Here is a 17,709-nt window from a genome sequence, read left to right as displayed (position 1 = left end):
AGCGGAAAGCTATTTTAAGCTTTCCGCTTCTATTAGAAGTACCTACTCAAGCCAACTCCTCTTCCTGTAAACGAGAAGGGATTGAAGCTTCTTCCACCTGCAGATTTGCATACATGTCAAGACCCGTTCCAGCAGGTATAAGCTGACCAACAATTACATTTTCCTTCAGCCCCTGAAGGAAGTCTGACTTACCCGCAACAGATGCCTCGGTGAGAATTTGAGGCGTTTGCTGGAACGATGCGGCCGACAGCCACCCTTCACTCTCAAGAGATGCCTTTGTGATCCTTAGAAGCTTTCGCTTGAACTTAATGGGATCTTTCGGCATTATCTGGATCTTCTTCTCGGGAATTACCGTATCGGGGTTGAAGTCATCGACCAGCTTCTGATACTGATCCTCATCCACATCATAGATCAATATCTGCTTGATTCCGCCCTTCAATATCTGATTCAGGAGCTCTTCCGTAATCGGCTCGGCCTCGGCTGCAATCTTATGTATCTTTCCATCTTCATCTTCGCCTAGGACTCTCCTCGCCAACCGCTTGTCGATTACGTATTCCCTGTTTTCGCCAACTCTACTGTTGGCTTCCTCTATAGACTTGTTAATCTTCCTAATTTCTACTATGTCGAGAAGATCCCCGGGTAAAAAGTCGGTATCTCCCGGATCGGTTATCTCGACCTTTGAAAGCATCTGTCTGATGATAAGTTCAAAGTGCTTGTCGTGAATTTCGACTCCCTGTTCGGCATAAACCCTCTTGATCTCAGTCAGGAGGTAAAGCGCCGTCTGAACGAGGCCTAGCTTTTCCATAAGTTTCCTTGGCCTCACCGTTCCAGTTGTTATGGTCTCTCCTTCTAGGACTTTGTCGCCAATCTCGATTTTTGGCTTTATGCTCGAGGAGAGATCGTATTCGCTGATGCCTCCGGTCTTCGTTTCGATGTAGACCTTTCTCCTACCCTTGTCGTCAGGGACGAGATCCTTCACGAAGCCTCCGTCACCCTTCTCAATGAACAGAGCTTCGGGATCCTTCAGCTTCTTTCGAGCTTCGAACAATTCCTCTGCCCTGGGAAGACCTCTGGTGATATCCTGTCCAGTCGCTATACCGCCAGTGTGGAATGTTCTCATCGTGAGCTGTGTACCCGGCTCTCCAATTGACTGGGCAGCAACTACACCTACGGATTCTCCAACATTCACTATTTCATGGTTTGAAAGATCCATTCCATAGCACATAGCACAAACACCACTGTCGGATTCACAAGTAAGAACAGACCTGACCTTTATCGTCGGTCGGACTAAGACCTTGTCGATCTCGTTCTTCTGTAGCTTCTTGGCAGTGAGTTCGTCTATCTTCTCCTGATACTTGACAAGCATTTCCTTGTTACTGTTCTTTATCGGATCACCTGCAAATACCTGACCGACGCAGGGGAAGATAACAACTTTCACTTCTTCGATATCCGAGTTCTTTAGCTGATGCAAAATATCGCTGCCGATATGGGTTCCCGCTTTGTATTCCTTATCGTTTATAGTGATGGTTTCTGCCAGCTCTGTATAGTTGATTAACCGGGTCACTTTCGGAATACTAAGCACTTCTTCTCGCGCAACTTCGACTTCGGTCCTGTAGTTCGAAAGGAAAGCCGCATCTTCATCTCTGATCATTGTATCGCGCAAGTATTCCTTTCCCGTCTTCCCATTCTTAAGAGCTCTTCCAGTCAGCGGGTTGATAATATCTGACGTAAGAACTCTTCCAAAGAGAAATTCTTCGAGCTTCTCTATCGTTACTCCGTCTGCCATGAGCTCTATCGCTTCAATGCCCTCGTGAGTTCCACAGTTCGGAGTCGTTACGGTTATAGTCTGGGAAACGTCTACAAGTCTTCTGGTGAGATAACCTGCAAACGACGTTCTTAGTGCCGTATCGGCAGAACCCTTTCTAGCTCCATGAGTAGATGTGAAGAATTCGAGCTCCGTAAGTCCATCTCTAAAGTTTGACTTTATCGGTACTTCGATCGTCTTTCCCGATGGATCTGCCATCAGACCTCGCATACCTGCAAGTTGCTTAAGCTGGTCGATATTTCCTCTGGCTCCGGAGTCAACCATCATGTAGATAGGATTGAAGGGATACTTCTCAAACTCTGTGTATGTCTTCTCCATTATCTCCTGAGTGGTATCTGACCAGATTCTGATTATCTCCTGAGTTCTTCCGTCTTCAGTCAAGAATCCCGACTTGTACAGATTCTCGATCTGATCTACCCTCTCCTGCGCGGCCTCTATAACCTTGTCCTTTTGCGGATACACAACAATGTCGTTTATGGATATTGTGAGCCCGGAAGCAGTCGCGTAATGGAATCCAAGAGACATCATGTCATCCAGAAGGTCTGCGGTTCTGTCTATTCCATATTCGTGGAAACAGTCATAGATTAGCTTTTTTATCGCTTTCTTGTTGAACTTCTTCATGTAGTCCCTAAGCTTTTCAGGAACTATGGTGTTGAAGATTATCCTTCCTACCGTCGTTAGCGTGAGCTCTCCGGATGAGGGATCTAGCTGAACAAGAATAGGATCGTGAAGTGATATATATTCCATGTCGTAAGCAAGAAGCGCTTCTCCCGGAGAAGAGAACTTCCAGTCAACCCATTCAAGGGCCTTCTGCCTAACCATCCTCCTCGCTTCAACATCGGAAATCTTTTCATCTTTGAGGAGGGCTGAGTAGTAATCCATTACCTCTTTCTCTTTCTTCTCATGATCGCGGTCAACGGTCGTGAGATAGTAAACACCGACGATTATGTCCTTGCCTGGCATCGAAATGGGTTTCCCGCTTGCGGGGGAAATCACGTTGTATCTGCTCAGCATAAGGAACTTCGCCTCTGCCTGCGCAGCTGCGGATAAAGGCACGTGAACGGCCATCTGGTCTCCGTCAAAGTCTGCGTTGAATGGTGCGCAGACAAGCGGATGAAGCTGAATCGCGTTTCCTTCGACCAATTTGGGTATGAAAGCCTGTATGGATATCCTGTGAAGCGTCGGTGCCCTGTTGAGGAGAACGGGGTGTCCCTTGATCACATCTTCGAGAACTTCCCACGCTTCGGGCATTTCCTTTTCTATGATTGTTTTCTTAAGTTTTCTCGCCGTCTTGCTCGATTCACTTCCGTGAAGCAGCTTTGATAGAACGAACGGTTTGAACAACTCCATTGCAACCCTCTTGGGGATTCCACATTCATGAATCTTCAGGTCCGGCCCAACGACGATGACCGCTCGACCGGAGTAATCTACCCGCTTTCCAAGCAGATTCCTTCGGAATCTCCCCTTCTTGCCCTTCACCAGGTCGGTGAGAGACTTCAAAGGCCTTCCCGATTTGTCGGATACTGCTTTTCCCACTCTACCGTTGTAGATTAGGGAGTCAACTGCCTCCTGAAGCATCCTCTTCTCGTTTCTGATTATTATGTCGGGAGCCCCGATCTGCAGTAATTTTGCAAGCCTGTTGTTTCTATTAATGACTCTCCTGTATAGGTCGTTGAGATCCGTCGTGGCAAACCTTCCGCCTTCAATCTGAATCATGGGTCGCAGGTCCGGAGGAATTACCGGAACAACATCCATTACCATCCATTCCGGCCTATTGCTAGACGCTATGAAGTCCTTGACATACTTGAGTCTTCTGAGAAGCTTGAGAGCCCTGGCACTGCTTTTGGGAATAGTCTTCAATTCATGTTCTATCGCTACCTGTAGCTCTTCGAGATCCATGCCCTGCAATAGTTTCTTAATTGCTGCCGCACCGTAATCACAGGTTACTTTGCCCGGGTAAAGCTCTTTGTATGCCTCATATTCGTTCTCTATCAAGACTTCACCGATCGTTCTTCCTGTCTCCTCCGAGACTGCAGGGTCGATCTCGGTGATTATGACTATAGGTCTATCGCTCTCGGTATCTGTTTCAACTTCGAACTTGCCGGGATAATACTCGTCGAAGATCTTATACTCAGTCGCCGAAAGAACTTCATCTTCAAAAAGGAATCTGTCGGCAAGGGTATCTCCCTTATGAACTTCATCCTCATTCTGAACATAAATGAGAGCACCTTCGAAAACCGGGTATTTTTTCTCAATTCCCGTCTCATCCTTGACGATTATCCAGTTCAGTTCTCTCTCGGTACTGCTGTCGATCCTCTCGATAGTGACTTTACCGTCAATGTCCGTTGTAACCGGTCCGTGAGGGTTTTTTACCTTGTAACCTTGCTCTACTTCGAAGCTGAGTTTCTTCGTGTATATTTCGTATTCGGTCTGGTACATCGTCATTCCAGGGAAGAAGTCCGTCTCCTTAGGGTCTGTCACGACATAAAGTCTCTCTATAACCCTCTTAGATCCGTAATAGATGATGTTCTCGAGATCCTTCGCAGGAATGTTCAAAAGTGAAGAAAGAACACTAGGCGCACTCTTCAAGTACCAAACATGAGTAACAGGAGCGGCGAGCTCAATGTGACCCATTCTTCTCCTGCGAGCCTCTTTAGATTCGACTCTCACACCACAACGTTCACATACTGTGCCCTCGTACTTTTTACCCTTGTACTTTCCGCATGTACATTCGTAGTCTTTTGTCGGACCAAAGATCTTCTCACAGAAGAGTCCGTCTCTCTCCGGTTTGAATGTGCGATAGTTAATCGTCTCGGGCTTCTTGACTTCCCCGCTTGACCAGCCCTTGATTCTGTCCGGCGACGCGATATCAATTTCCAGCTTATTGACTTTTCTCTTATACGCGCTTACTGGCATCTGCTTCCCTCCTTGAGGGGTAGCTCCCTTCTATTGATCCTCATAATTTATCCACATCCAGCTCGACATTGTTCTGGTCAAAAACTTTGACGTCGAGAGAAAGCCCCTGAAGTTCCTTTATAAGAACCTTGAAACTCTCAGGTATTCCTGGCTCGGGGATGTTAACTCCCTTGAGTATTGCCTTATAGACATCATTTCTTCCTTTGATGTCGTCAGATTTAATTGTGAGCATTTCGTTCAGAGTGTGGGCCGCTCCATATGCCTCAAGCGCCCAGACTTCCATCTCACCAAATCTCTGACCTCCAAAGTGAGCCTTTCCACCTAGAGGCTGCTGATGTATGAGTGAATAGGGACCTGTAGATCTTGCGTGAATCTTGTCCTTTGCTATATGAACTAGCTTGAGCATGTACATTATTCCTACCACTATCGGGTAGTCAAAAGGTACGCCAGTCCTACCGTCTCTTAGGGTAACTTTACCTGTCTTCAGCTCTTCGCTGTCACCGGCTTCAAGTCCAAACTCTTTTCTAGCCTCGTAAAGCTCATTCATGATCTCTTCTTCTGTAGCCCCATCAAAGATTGGTGTCGCAAAGTAACGATTCGTAAGTTTCCCAAGCCAGCCGAGATGTGTCTCGAGCACCTGCCCGACATTCATCCTCGACGGAACGCCAAGAGGTGAAAGAACAAGCTGTATAGGAGTTCCGTCAGGAAGGAAGGGCATATCCTCTTTTGGGATGATATTCGAAACGACACCCTTGTTGCCGTGTCTACCCGCAAGCTTGTCTCCTACATCCAGCGGCTTTCTAATACCAACGAAGACTTTAACAAGCTTGTTTATGCCCGAACCGAGTTCAGAAACCTCTTCCTTCTCGAAAACCTTGACGTCGATGACTCTACCTTCAACACCATGAGGGAGTTTCAACGATGAATCCTTGACATCTCGTCCCCTATCTCCAAAAACCGACCTGATAATCTTCTCTTCGGGGGTGGTCTCGGATTCGCCCTTTGGAGTCACCTTTCCAACAAGAATATCCTGAGACGTGACATAAGCTCCTACTCTCACTATACCGCTCTCATCAAGATTCTTAAGAGACTCTTTCGAGACATTTGGAATATCAGCAGTTATCTCTTCGGGACCAAGTTGAGTATCCCTGGCGATTGTTTCATACATCTCAACATGAATAGTTGTGAAAATGTCGTCTTCGAGAAGCTCCTGGTTGACGAGAATGGCGTCTTCGAAGTTGTACCCCTCCCAGGGCATAAAAGCTACAAGAACGTTCTTACCCAGTGCAAGCTCTCCCATCTCGGTCGATGGACCGTCGGCGATAGGAGTGCCCTTCTCCACGACTTCACCAACCGAGACAATTGGACGCTGGTTTACCGCGGTATCCTGATTGGTTCGAACAAACTTATACAACGTATAGACATCTTCAATTGCTCTTCCTTTATCGTCAAGTTCCGGCTTCCCCTTTTCGTCTATTCTTTGCACAATGATTCTTCTTCCGTCGACGTTAACAACTTTACCCCGATGCTTCGCAAGAACTACATATCCGGAGTCTCTTGCAGCTACTCCTTCGACACCGGTGCCGACTATAGGAGCTTCAGACTTGACAACAGGAACCGCCTGTCTCTGCATGTTAGATCCCATCAGTGCTCTGTTTGCGTCATCATTTTCGAGGAACGGGATCAAAGAAGTCGAGATTGAGACAATCTGCTTGGGGGAGACTGACATGAAGTCCACTTCCTCCCTTATAACATATCTCACTTCACCGGCGTAACGAATCTCTACGTTTTCATCGGCAATACGCCCGTTGTCGTCCATTTTAACTGTGGAGTGAGCGATATTGTAATTTTCCTCTTCATCTGCTGCGAGATAAACGATATCTTCAGTAACGAACCCCTTCTGCACCTTCCTGTAAGGTGTGAGAATGAAACCATACTTGTCTATCTTCGCAAAAGTTGCCATTGAGGTCATAAGACCAATATTTGCGCCTTCAGGCGTCTCTATAGGACACATCCTCCCATAATGAGAGTGATGGACGTCACGCACCTCAAACCTCGCGTGTTCCCTCTTCAAACCTCCCGGCCCGATTGCAGACAATCTTCTCTTGTTCGTCAATTCAGCCAGAGGATTTACCTGGTCCATGAACTGCGAAAGCTGACTTGTTGCAAAGAATTGATGCAGCGTGGTCATGAGAGTTCTTACGTTAACCAGGCTCTGCACCGAAATCTTGTCGAAGGAAGTGTATATCGTAAGCTTCTCTTCGAGAAGCTTATGGATCTTCATAAAAGCCTTCTCAAACTCAGTTTCCATAAGCTCGCCCACTGTTCTTACTCGCTTGTTTCCCAAATGGTCTTTGGTATCGAGAAGTTCGGGCCGGCTTTCTATCTCTGTCAAGTGCCTGGCAGCAAGTACAACATCTAGAACAGTGAGAACACTCGACTCTTCGGCATAGTCGGTGTCTTTCGAAACCTTCTTTCCTTCGATCTCCTTTAGATAGTCTTGATAGACTTTCTTAAGTCTGCTGTTGACCTTGTACCTTCCAACGTTTGAGAAGTCAAAGCGGTCCGGACTGAAATAAAGGTTAGTAATATAACTCTTTGCAGCATTTATCCTCGGAATTTCGCCCGGCCTAAGCTTCCTGAAAAGCTCTATGTAAGCGTCGTCCTCAGTCATACCTTCACCGTATGTCTTCTGCAAAGCGCTGAAGGTCTTCATAGCTATAGGAAGCGGCATCTTGATGGTCTTCACATCGGCTTCAATTGCCCTTGCAATAATATCCTCTGTAAGAAGTGTTCCTTTCTGAGCTATCAAATCTCCTCCGGGAGTCTTGACATCTTCAAGAATCATGCTTCCGACACTTGCGAGCAATTCGTCTTCATCCGACCCGTCATATTCATGTTCGAAAAGTCTCAGTAGATCAAGATCATTCTCGTAACCCAATGCCTTCAAGAAGACGAAGAAGTTCAGTTTCCTTCTTCGGTCGATCCTCGCCTGCATTATCTGCTTGTTAGGGTTAAGAAGTATCTCAAACCAAGCTCCCTTTACAGGCAGAAAATGGGCAACATAAATCGGCAGAGAACCAGACACTGCCTTTGTGGGTTCGTCAACAAAGTAGACACCCGGCGACCTTACAAGCTGATTGACTATTACTCTCTCCGCTCCGTTAATTATGAAAGAGGCGTTATCAGTCATGAAAGGCAAGTATCCGAAGAAAGCCTCTTCCTCCTTGATCTCTCCTGTATAGAGGTCGGTGATTCTTACGGTCACATAAAGCGAAACGGAATAAGTTAGCCCCTTGTCTTTGCACTCCTGGATGGAATGCTTTGCCTCGCCGATTCTAGTTGAAACAAAATCCAGAGAGAAACCTTTCTCGCCCTTCTTAAGATCCGAACGCTGAATTTGCGATTTAATTGGAGAATACTTCTTCAGAACACTCAGAAGACCTTCATCGATGAACCATTGAAAGGAACGAGTCTGGATCTCAATGAGATTCGGAATTTCAAGAGGTTCATACACTCTTCCAAAGACCCACCGCTCTCGTTTGCCAAAATTGGCCTTTCTCATCAGATCACCTCTCGTATGTTTGAGCACACCAAACCCACATCAGAGCATCATCCCTGATGTGGGTGTATTTATTATACAGACAATATGTAACCAGACAATTGCCCAATTACTTCAGTTCGACTTCGGCGCCAGCCTCTTCGAGCTGCTTCTTCAGTTCTTCTGCCTCCGCTTTCGGAAGGTTCTCCTTCACAACACCCTCTGGACTGCCGGCCTTTTCAACAAGATCCTTTGCTTCCTTGAGTCCGAGTCCGGTAATTGTTCTAACGACTTTAATGACATCGATTTTCTTAGCCCCAAAAGACTTCAAAACAACCTTGAATTCAGACTGCTCCTCTTCTTCCTCGACCGCTGCTCCGCCCGCTACAGGCCCTGCTGCAACTGCCATAGGTGCTGCTGCACTGACTCCAAATTCATCTTCAAGTGCTTTCACCAGTTCCGAAAGTTCTGAAACTGTCATTTCTTTTATTGCGCTTATAAGTTCTTCCTTAGTCATCTTACCACACCTCCACCTGAATCATTCAGCTTTTTTATCCTTAATTGCATTTAGAGCATACAGGAACTTTGTCAATATTCCGTTCAGAGTATATACAAGACCGGTTATCGGGGCGGCGAATCCTCCAACGACCATTGCGATCAACTGATCTCTAGACGGAAGCTTCGCCAACTCAGAAGCCTGGCTGCCGGCAAAGTATCTGCCTTCAAGATACCCTGATTTTATCAACGGAAGGGTCTTGTTATTCTTGTTAAACTCAGTGATTATCTTTAGCGCCGAGACCGGGTCTTCGTCCTCGACAGTCAGTACCGCCGTAGTTCCGATGATTGACTCTTTCCATTCACTCTCGTCGAACCCGGCCTTGTTCAGAGCAAGCCTGACCAATGTATTCTTCTTTATTGTGAACTGAGCTCTATCGTCGTACTTTTCGTAGAGCTTGTCCCTGAAAGCAGTGATACCGTCAACCTTCATACCCTTGTAGTCGGCGAACAGAATCAATGAAGACTTTTTGTAGGCTTCTGTTAGGCTCTCAACGATCTCTTCCTTTCTTTCTCTGGTTAGCACTTCTTGCACCTCCTTTCAAAAAAGCGGCCCCAAATCGAGGCCGCAGAAGGCATTCACTTCTACTTACCTCGGTAGGTGGCTTACGCTCTTAATAACCTACTGTCTTTGGCAGTGAGTACATATATGCTTGGGTATCTTAAGCTATTTCTCGGTTTCTTTAACAAAGTAGACCTTTATTCCTGCACCCATGGTTGTAGTGAGGAATACCTTTTGAACAAACCTTCCTTTTGAACCGGATGGCTTCATCTTCATTATTTGATCGAGAGCTGAAACGAAGTTTTCGCGAAGCTTCTCCTTGTCAAACGACTTCTTTCCAACGGGCAGATGTAGATTACCGGTCTTGTCGTTCTTGACTTCGATCCTGCCTGCCTTAAAACCCTTCACGGCATCTTCAACGTCTGTTGTCACAGTTCCTGCTTTCGGGGACGGCATCAGACCCCGGGGTCCCAGGACTTTCCCCAATCTACCTATGTCTCTCATCATGTCTGGAGTAGCTATCGCGACATCGAAATCGGTCCAGCCACCCTGAATCTGCTGAACCAAATCGTCGGATCCAACGAAATCCGCGCCAGCCTGCTTGGCAACTTCTGCCTGCTCCCCCTTCGCAAACACTAGAACCCTAACATCCTTTCCAGTTCCGTTAGGAAGAGAGATAGTACCTCTGACCTGTTGATCTGATTTGGCTGGATCTATCCCGAGCTTTATGTGCATCTCAACCGTTTCGTCAAACTTTGTCGGCGGAAAACTCTTCAAAAGCTCGATTGAATCCTCCACAGAGTAAACCTTATTTCTGTCAACGGATTTCCTCGCCTGAATATATCTCTTTGATCTAACCGGCATTTAAACCCCTCCTCAACCTACGATTTCGATGCCCATATTGCGAGCTGTTCCAGCGATAATTTTCGCAGCGGCATCTACTGTTCTGGCGTTGAGATCAGGCATCTTGATCTTCGCAATCTCCTCAAGCTGTGCTCTGGTAACCTTCCCAACTTTGTCTCTATTGGGCACTCCTGAACCCTTTTGTATTCCGGCTGCCCTAAGCAGCAAGAAACTAGCAGGTGGAGTCTTGAGGATGAAGCTGAAGGATCTGTCGGCATATACCGAAATAACAACCGGTAACACCATACCGGCTCTGTCAGAAGTCTCTGCATTGAACTGCTTGCAGAACCCCATAATATTCACTCCATGTTGACCGAGAGCCGGTCCAACTGGAGGCGCTGGCGTTGCCTTCCCCGCTTCAAGCTGAAGCTTGATTTGGGCAATGACCTTCTTAGACATATTTACTTACCTCCTTGTGGTTAACGGGCTATGCCCTCCCACTCTTTCTAGTAGACTAGACGATTCTTTCAACCTCAGATAAGCTGAGGATAACCGGTGTTTCTCTTCCGAAAATGCTCACAACGACTTTCAGTTCCTGTCTTTCAGGATCGAGACCCGTCACTTTTCCAACAAAGTCCTCAAACGGACCTGTATTAATTCTGACGACCTCTCCGATATCAAACTCAACTTCAATCTTGACAGGACCACCTGAGTGCTCTTCATACTCTTCAATACCGACTAATCTGAGCAGAGCCTTTATTTCCTTTTCCTTAAGCTGCACAGGCTGTCCACCTACAGAAACGAAGTTCACGACGTTCGGAGTATTCTTGACGAGATTCCACGTCTCTTCGTTCATTATCATCTCAATGAATACATATCCAGGATACAATCTTGTCCGGATGATTTTGAAGATCTTTATCTCTTTCCGTCCAGGGAGATCGGAAATCTCGATCCTTCCCTCAGTCTTGGAAAAGATCTTCCTTGTATCTCCAAACAACTGTCCGCGCTTCACAAGATTACCCTTCTTAGCTACCTTGGCGTCATAACAATCGGGGTGAACAAGATAGACATCTTCTTCGCCGTTCTCTTTTTCAACAACGATGCGCTTCATCTTCTGTGTATATACTATCTTTCCATCCAGCTCACAGAAGTACTCACCTTGCTTTGCAAGAGGCATTCCCTGCCTTATCCTCGCACCCATTTTTATTCCGGTCTCAATTTTTGCGCTTTCGGGAATGTAGTAAGTCTTCGTATATCGCCTATCGGCAGTTTCAATAAAGATAACTCGGTAGTTCTTTACTTCCGCCACCGTACCGTCGTTTTTCACCTTTATTTCTACTTCTTCAGCGACAGGGTCACCTTTTGCTACATCCTGATTGTCCTTAACAAGAAGCCTGGCGTTGGCGGGGACAATATACTTCTCGGCAGCGACATTGGTTCTATCAAGTTTCGTCTCTTCCGGCACAAGGATCTTGCCAAACATGTGCGAAACACCGAAAGACTCTATCTTAATCTGAATTGCCTCTCTGATAGAGTTTTCGAGACCAGAGTAAGTCTGAATTATGAACCATCTCTTTCGCACAGTCAATCACCAACGTAGAACAGCATTAAACGGCGCCTGTCAAGAAATTGAGAAGCGACCCGATTACATTAGTAAAGAGAATATCTAGAAGAGCAAGAAAAGCTCCCGCCACTACCAGAATGACGAGCACGGCACCTGTAGACGAAATCATCTGCTCCCTGTTAGGCCATGTCACCTTCTTAACTTCGCTCTTTACTTCGGAAAGGAACTTCCAAAACTTTGCCTTGGCCATGGGATTCCTCCTGACTCAGTTGAAACGACTCAACCTTACTTCGATTCTTTGTGCTCGGTATGCTTTCTGCACTTTGGACAGTACTTGCTCGTGTCCAGCTTATACTTCTTCTGGCGGTTCTTGAACCTGTAATAGTTTCTAGTACCGCACTCAGAACATTTCAACGTTACAAGAACCTTATTTCCCTTAGTTTTCTTTGCCATTGCTTGCACCTCAACAGTAGCAAAATTAATGGTGGTAAGGGGTGGGTTTGAACCACCGAAGGCATTCCGCCAGCGGATTTACAGTCCGCCCCCTTTGACCACTCGGGCACCTTACCACCGATAGTTAACCTATGGAGCCAACGAAGGGACTTGAACCCCCAACCTGCTGATTACAAATCAGCCGCTCTTCCGATTGAGCTACGTTGGCCCGACGCACGATACTTATTATATCTAATGACCTTATCCCTGTCAACAAGGCAAATAAAGTATTTTCTGCGTTTGCCCGAACATGAAGTGATCCGGTTACTTAACTTTCGGTACAAGGATCATCAGCATTTCCTCATTTCTTATCCTGATGTATCCTTCTTCTAGCTCCTTCAACGCTACGGTGATCTTATCGCCTGCAGCCCTTACCGTTGCTGCATCAAGCTTTGGGCGGCCAAAGTCCTCAAGGTCTTCCGCTCTCTTAGCAGCAGCCACAGGAATTGCATACTTGTGCCTTATTCTCTTCAAAAGCAAATCATAATTGATTATCATGTGGTTTTCTCCTCAAACAGGAATCTTTCTCCCTTTTCTTTCACGATTCTATCAACACGGAGCCTTGCTGCGGTGATGATAGCCTCAAGTTGATTTACCGAGTGGTTTAAGTTATCGTTAACAACAAGATACTGAAAGTGTTTTACCTGTTCTAGTTCCCACTTCGCATCTTCCAGCCTAACCTTGAGCGATTCGGTGTTCTCGGTTCCCCTCGCTTCGAGACGCTTGACCAGCTCACCATAAGAGGGTGGAGCCACAAATATATAGACTGCGTCTGTAAGCTCCCTCATTACTGACATCGCTCCCTGAATATCTACATCCAGCAAAATATCTCTACCCGAATCAACACTCTTTCTAACTTGTGTTCTGGATGTTCCATAGTGATTCCCATGAACCTTGGCCCACTCCAGAAACTCCTCTTCTTCTATAAGTCTTCTGAATTCATCTTGCGTCACGAATATGTAGTCTTTCCCATCGACTTCTGTCGGGCGTCTCTTTCTTGTAGCATAAGAAACCGAAAAATCAAGATCGCTGTTGGCCTCAAGCACTACCTTCAGTATTGAGGTCTTTCCCGCCCCTGAAGGGCCGCTAATCACAAAAACTATGCCTTTCATTCTTCAAAGCTCTGTCCAGAAACCCTTATGTCTTCCAGAAGCTTCTCAATATCGCTGAAAGTCTGCATGAATCTGGAAGCGATCGTCTCGGGTTGAATAGCTGAAAGAATTATGTGGTTACTATCGGTGATGACGATTGCCCTGGTCTTTCTTCCATAAGTGGCATCGATAAGCTTTCCTTCGTCTTTTGCAACTTCCTTGAGCCTTTTCAGCGGCGCGGATTCGGGATTGACTATCGCGATAACTCTGTCACCTATGATTACGTTTCCGAACCCAACATTAATGAGTCCGTACAAGTGAAACACCTCCTACTCTATGTTCTGAACTTGTTCTCTAAGCTTATTGACCAGTGTTCTACCTTCGATGGAAAGATTTGTTATCGCAAGCTTCTTCGATTTCGATGCAATGGTTGAAAGCTCTCGATGCATCTCCTGGCAAATGAAGTCCATCTGCACTCCACTCTCTTTGTCAGTTCGCATAACTCCCCTGAACGACTTCAGATGAGAGTGCAACCTTACGATTTCCTCCGATATATCGGCCCTTTCAGCTAGAAGCGCTACCTCCTGCTCCAATCTGTTCTCGTCAAACTGACCTTCAAAAATCGTCTCGATTCTCTTCTTCAGGAAGTCGCGATAGTACAGAACCATGTCCTCAGAACTAGTAAGAAGCTCATTAGCAATAGCTTCAAGTCTATTAAGATACTCGCTCATCGCTAGAGCAAGGTTCTGCCCCTCCCTTTCTCTGTCTGCGTTGAGCTGATCCAAAGCTTCAATAAGCAGTTCTTCAATAACACTCCAAATTTTGTCTGCGAGGTCTTCAGAAGGTCTGCTCCTGAAAATCTCCTTGAACCTGGCCATCGAATCGACAGAAACCTCACCGGCTAGTTCAAAACGGTCCTTAATCGTTTTCAGAGAGTTGAAAATCGAGGAGGCTATACCATAGTCAGGCTGGAGAAGATCATCGCTGTCCTCAAGAGATATGTCGATCTTTGCTCTAACCGTCCCTCTTTTGAGGTTTTCCTTTATAAACCTACTTGCTCTCATTTCTAGCTCAGAGAAAGCATCTCCTATGTTTATATCGACATTCAAATACTTCGAATTGACTGTTTTCAGTTCCACGAATGCGTTTACGCCGCGAAGAGCCTTTTCGACCCTCGCATATCCGGTCATGCTCCTGAGCAACTATATCACCTCAAAGGCAATTAAATCTAACTACAGTCAATTATAACCGTTTGTGGCTAGAATTTCAAAAGAGGAATCGTTTTCTTCAGTTTTTCTATCAAAACCTCCACATCTTCCTCTGTTGTGAATCTTGACATACTTATTCTTATTGATCCCGAGGCAATCGATGGACTTATTCCCATCGCATCTAGTACATACTGACCTCCATCATTTCTTGAAGAACAAGCCGAAGAGGTACCAACAAAGACGCCTTCTTCTGATAAAGCATTAACCAAAACTTCTGATCTTATTCCGCCGAAAGATGCATTTACTGTGTTGCAGATGGAGCACTCAGGAGTATTGATATATCCTCCTAGCTCAACAGCAGCTCTAGATATTCTATTCTGAAAGTCTTTCGTTATTCCGGATGCTTTCTCCATACAATCTATAGCTCTTTGCATCGCTATCGAAGTCACTAAGACACCGGGCACGTTTTGTGTACCGGAGCGCAAACCTCTTTCCTGATTTCCTCCTGTGAGCATAGGTTTGATTGGAGATCCCCGTTTGACGAAGGCGATTCCAACGCCTTTCGGTCCGTGAAATTTGTGAGAAGAGAACGAAGCGTAATCGCAAAACGAGGATTCCGGAGTGAAGGGAATCTTCCCGATTGTCTGTACAGCATCGACATGATAGAGAAGATCTAGACCAACTAACTCTCTGCCTATCTCCTCGAAAGGCTGGATCGCTCCTGTAACGTTATTCACAGCCATTACAGAAACGAGAAAGGTCTCGTCATCTACTTCTCTCAGGAGCTTCTCGGCCTCAACTATTCCGTTGCTTTCGGGCGGAATTTCGACATAGTCGATATCGAGAATTGCCTTAAGATCTTTGAGTGTATTGAGAACGGCCTTATGCTCGATTGAAGTCGTCACTATCTTCTTCTTCTTCCCCCTGAAGAAGACCGTGGACCTTAAGATCCAGTTTATCGTCTCGGTCGCACAAGAAGTAAAGAAGATTTCGCTGGAATTGCAAGAGAGACATGAGGCCACCCTTGCACGCGCCTCCTCCAGCATTCTTGACTGCTTTACACCAAATGTATGCATAGAATTCGGATTAGCGTACTCTTCAATACAAAGACTTGCCATCAGTTCGGCAAGATCAGACTCCATTTGAGTAGTAGCATTGTTGTCAAAGTAACGAATCAAGATCTTACCATCTCCTCAAATTCCTTCTCATCGATTATCTGCGTTCCGAGAGAACGAGCCTTCTCCGCTTTCGACCCCGGGTTATTCCCGACAAGAACGTAATCGGTATTCTTCGAAACCGAAGACATAACCTCTCCTCCCAGTTCAACAATCCTCTCCTGAATTTCCTTTCTAGAATAGCCGGGAAGAGTTCCCGTTACCACGAATTTCATACCCTTCAGCGGCTTTGGACCATCACGACTTTCATCTTGTGTATTGACGAATCTCATCAATTCCTCGATCTCTTCTCTCACGGATTGATCAGATAGATGCTTTCTTATGTCTGAGGCCAACTGATCGCCTATTCCCGAAACTGCTTTCAGATCCTTTTCACTTGCAGACATGAGGGCTCTTAAACTTCCGAAGCTGTTTGCAAGATCCTTCGCAAGTTTGGATCCTACTCCTGGAATACCAAGCCCAGTTATAACCTTGAATAGCGGGTTATTCGTGCTCTTATTAATTGCCTTGATGAGATTGTCCGCCATCTTCTCCCCTATCCTTTCTCCAAGAGCCAAAAGATCTTCTTTTGTAAGTTTGTAGAGATCGGACGGGCTCTTCACAAGGCCCGATTCAACAATACGCTCGACTAGCTTTTCACCAAAGCCTTCGATGTCCATGGCCTCTCTGGAACAGAAGAACTGTATTCTCCTACCCACCTTAGCAGGGCAAGAGGGATTAAGGCACTTCAAAGCAACGTCCTCTTCTCTCTCTTTGCCTACCGGTCCTTTGCAAATTGGGCACTCGGAAGGAGGTTCTATTGGCTTCTCTACACCTGATCTCTTATCAGGAATACTCTTAACGATCTGTGGAATAATCTCCCCAGCCTTCTCTACAACAACTGTATCAAAGATTCTGATGTCCCTCTCCCTGACAAAGTCAAAATTGTGCATGCTTGCCCGTCTAACGGTTGTTCCGGCCAGTTGAACGGGTTCGAGTTCAGCAACAGGCGTTATAGTGCCTAGCCGACCGACACTGAGGTTAAGACTTATAAGTCTTGTCGTTGCTTGTTCCGCCGGAAATTTGAAGGCTATGGCCCACCTGGGCGCTTTCGTAGTGTATCCCAGTTCCTCCTGATAATGTAGATCGTCCACCTTGACAACTACCCCGTCAACAGCATAGTTCAGTGTAGATTTCAGCCCAGACCACGTCTTCCAGAATTCGATTACGCCTTCCGTGCCGTCTACAGTCTTGAAATTCGGCTCAATTTTCATTCCAATAGTCTTCAACAGCTCCAGCTGCTGGCTCTGCTTTTCAAGCCGAAACCTTTCTGGCTCCACTACCTGGTAGAAGAAGGCACTTAGTCTCCTCCCTGACACTTCTCTGGGATCAAGTTGTCTGAGAGTTCCAGCTGCCGCATTGCGAGGATTTGCAAAGGGCTGAAGACCGTCTTCTATTCGGGCTCTGTTAAGGTCATTGAAGACGTCTTTCGGGAGATATACTTCTCCTCTCAGTTCAATCGAAAGACTCTTCCTGAGTCTGAGAGGTATTGATTTGATCGCCTTTATGTTTTCGGTGACGTCCTCGCCGACAAAACCATCCCCCCTTGTTGCTCCTCTCACAAGCAATCCGTCTTGATACTTAAGCGATATTGACAGGCCATCGATCTTTAGCTCACACATGTATTGAACTCTTTCAATGCCAAGTGATTCTCTCACCCTCTTATCGAACTGCAATACCTCGGCCTCTGAGTAAGTATTGTCCAGGGAAAACAACCTGTGCTCATGAATCACTTCCTTGAAGGAGTTGATCGGTTTCAGGCCAACACGAACAGTTGGTGAATCAGGTGTCTTCAGTTCTGGATAACGTTCTTCAAGTTCGGTTAACTCATCAATCAGCCTGTCGTATTCAGAGTCAGAAATCTCTGGATCATCCATAACGTAGTACCTGTGAGCATGATAATCGATCTCTTTTCTCAGTTCGTCGACTCTCTTCTTAGCCTCATCGAATGGAATCAC

15 protein-coding genes, 2 tRNA genes and 1 other annotated feature are annotated in these 17,709 nt (G+C 46.1%); all 17 genes read right to left on the bottom strand.

What is annotated here, in order from left to right:
• Window positions 1–46 precede the first annotated feature (46 nt).
• Window positions 47–4,741, bottom strand: coding sequence for a DNA-directed RNA polymerase subunit beta' (locus Q502_RS03405; protein WP_099828964.1), 4,695 nt, complete (start codon window positions 4,739–4,741; stop codon window positions 47–49).
• Between the two features lie 40 nt (window positions 4,742–4,781).
• Window positions 4,782–8,306, bottom strand: coding sequence for a DNA-directed RNA polymerase subunit beta (locus Q502_RS03400; protein WP_099828963.1), 3,525 nt, complete (start codon window positions 8,304–8,306; stop codon window positions 4,782–4,784).
• 106 nt (window positions 8,307–8,412) lie between these two features.
• Window positions 8,413–8,799, bottom strand: a complete 387-nt coding sequence (gene rplL, locus Q502_RS03395) for a 50S ribosomal protein L7/L12 (protein ID WP_099828962.1) — start codon at window positions 8,797–8,799, stop codon at window positions 8,413–8,415.
• Between the two features lie 21 nt (window positions 8,800–8,820).
• Window positions 8,821–9,363, bottom strand: coding sequence for a 50S ribosomal protein L10 (rplJ, locus tag Q502_RS03390; protein ID WP_099828961.1), 543 nt, complete (start codon window positions 9,361–9,363; stop codon window positions 8,821–8,823).
• Between the two features lie 8 nt (window positions 9,364–9,371).
• Window positions 9,372–9,490, bottom strand: a sequence feature (ribosomal protein L10 leader region).
• A 14-nt stretch (window positions 9,491–9,504) separates the two neighbouring features.
• Entirely contained in the window at window positions 9,505–10,203 is a 699-nt protein-coding gene (rplA, locus tag Q502_RS03385; protein ID WP_099828960.1) for a 50S ribosomal protein L1, read from the bottom strand.
• 12 nt (window positions 10,204–10,215) lie between these two features.
• The gene (gene rplK, locus Q502_RS03380) at window positions 10,216–10,641 is read right to left on the bottom strand and encodes a 50S ribosomal protein L11 (RefSeq protein ID WP_099828959.1); all 426 of its coding nucleotides are present in this window, start codon (window positions 10,639–10,641) and stop codon (window positions 10,216–10,218) included.
• Between the two features lie 55 nt (window positions 10,642–10,696).
• Complete coding sequence (nusG, locus tag Q502_RS03375) at window positions 10,697–11,764, bottom strand: transcription termination/antitermination protein NusG (protein WP_099828958.1); 1,068 nt, start codon at window positions 11,762–11,764, stop codon at window positions 10,697–10,699.
• A 25-nt stretch (window positions 11,765–11,789) separates the two neighbouring features.
• Window positions 11,790–11,996, bottom strand: a complete 207-nt coding sequence (gene secE / locus Q502_RS03370) for a preprotein translocase subunit SecE (protein WP_099828957.1) — start codon at window positions 11,994–11,996, stop codon at window positions 11,790–11,792.
• 35 nt (window positions 11,997–12,031) lie between these two features.
• A complete protein-coding gene (gene rpmG, locus Q502_RS03365) occupies window positions 12,032–12,199 on the bottom strand; it encodes a 50S ribosomal protein L33 (RefSeq protein WP_099828956.1) in 168 nt (55 codons plus the stop codon).
• Window positions 12,200–12,228: 29 nt separating this feature from the next.
• A tRNA-Tyr gene (locus Q502_RS03360) sits at window positions 12,229–12,315 on the bottom strand.
• A 16-nt stretch (window positions 12,316–12,331) separates the two neighbouring features.
• Window positions 12,332–12,407, bottom strand: a tRNA-Thr gene (locus Q502_RS03355).
• 95 nt (window positions 12,408–12,502) lie between these two features.
• Entirely contained in the window at window positions 12,503–12,736 is a 234-nt protein-coding gene (locus tag Q502_RS03350; RefSeq protein ID WP_099828955.1) for a DNA-directed RNA polymerase subunit omega, read from the bottom strand.
• Entirely contained in the window at window positions 12,733–13,350 is a 618-nt protein-coding gene (gene gmk / locus Q502_RS03345; RefSeq protein WP_099828954.1) for a guanylate kinase, read from the bottom strand. Before gmk ends, Q502_RS03350 begins: the two co-directional genes overlap by 4 nt.
• Window positions 13,347–13,646 (bottom strand): DUF370 domain-containing protein, encoded by a 300-nt coding sequence (locus Q502_RS03340; RefSeq protein ID WP_099828953.1) that lies wholly within the window; start codon window positions 13,644–13,646, stop codon window positions 13,347–13,349. Before Q502_RS03340 ends, gmk begins: the two co-directional genes overlap by 4 nt.
• 12 nt (window positions 13,647–13,658) lie before the next feature.
• Window positions 13,659–14,531: a YicC/YloC family endoribonuclease gene (locus Q502_RS03335; protein ID WP_099828952.1), complete on the bottom strand. Its 873-nt coding sequence runs from the start codon at window positions 14,529–14,531 to the stop codon at window positions 13,659–13,661.
• Between the two features lie 56 nt (window positions 14,532–14,587).
• On the bottom strand, window positions 14,588–15,715 hold the full coding sequence (locus tag Q502_RS03330; protein ID WP_243392224.1) for a cysteine desulfurase family protein: 1,128 nt from the start codon (window positions 15,713–15,715) through the stop codon (window positions 14,588–14,590).
• Complete coding sequence (gene ligA / locus Q502_RS03325) at window positions 15,712–17,709, bottom strand: NAD-dependent DNA ligase LigA (RefSeq protein WP_099828951.1); 1,998 nt, start codon at window positions 17,707–17,709, stop codon at window positions 15,712–15,714. The genes Q502_RS03330 and ligA overlap by 4 nt, the downstream gene beginning before the upstream one ends.

Origin of the sequence: Mesotoga sp. Brook.08.YT.4.2.5.2. (genome assembly GCF_003351125.1) — a bacterium.
Classification (GTDB): Bacteria; Thermotogota; Thermotogae; order Petrotogales; family Kosmotogaceae; genus Mesotoga.
This window is presented reverse-complemented; position numbering and strand designations above follow the sequence as displayed.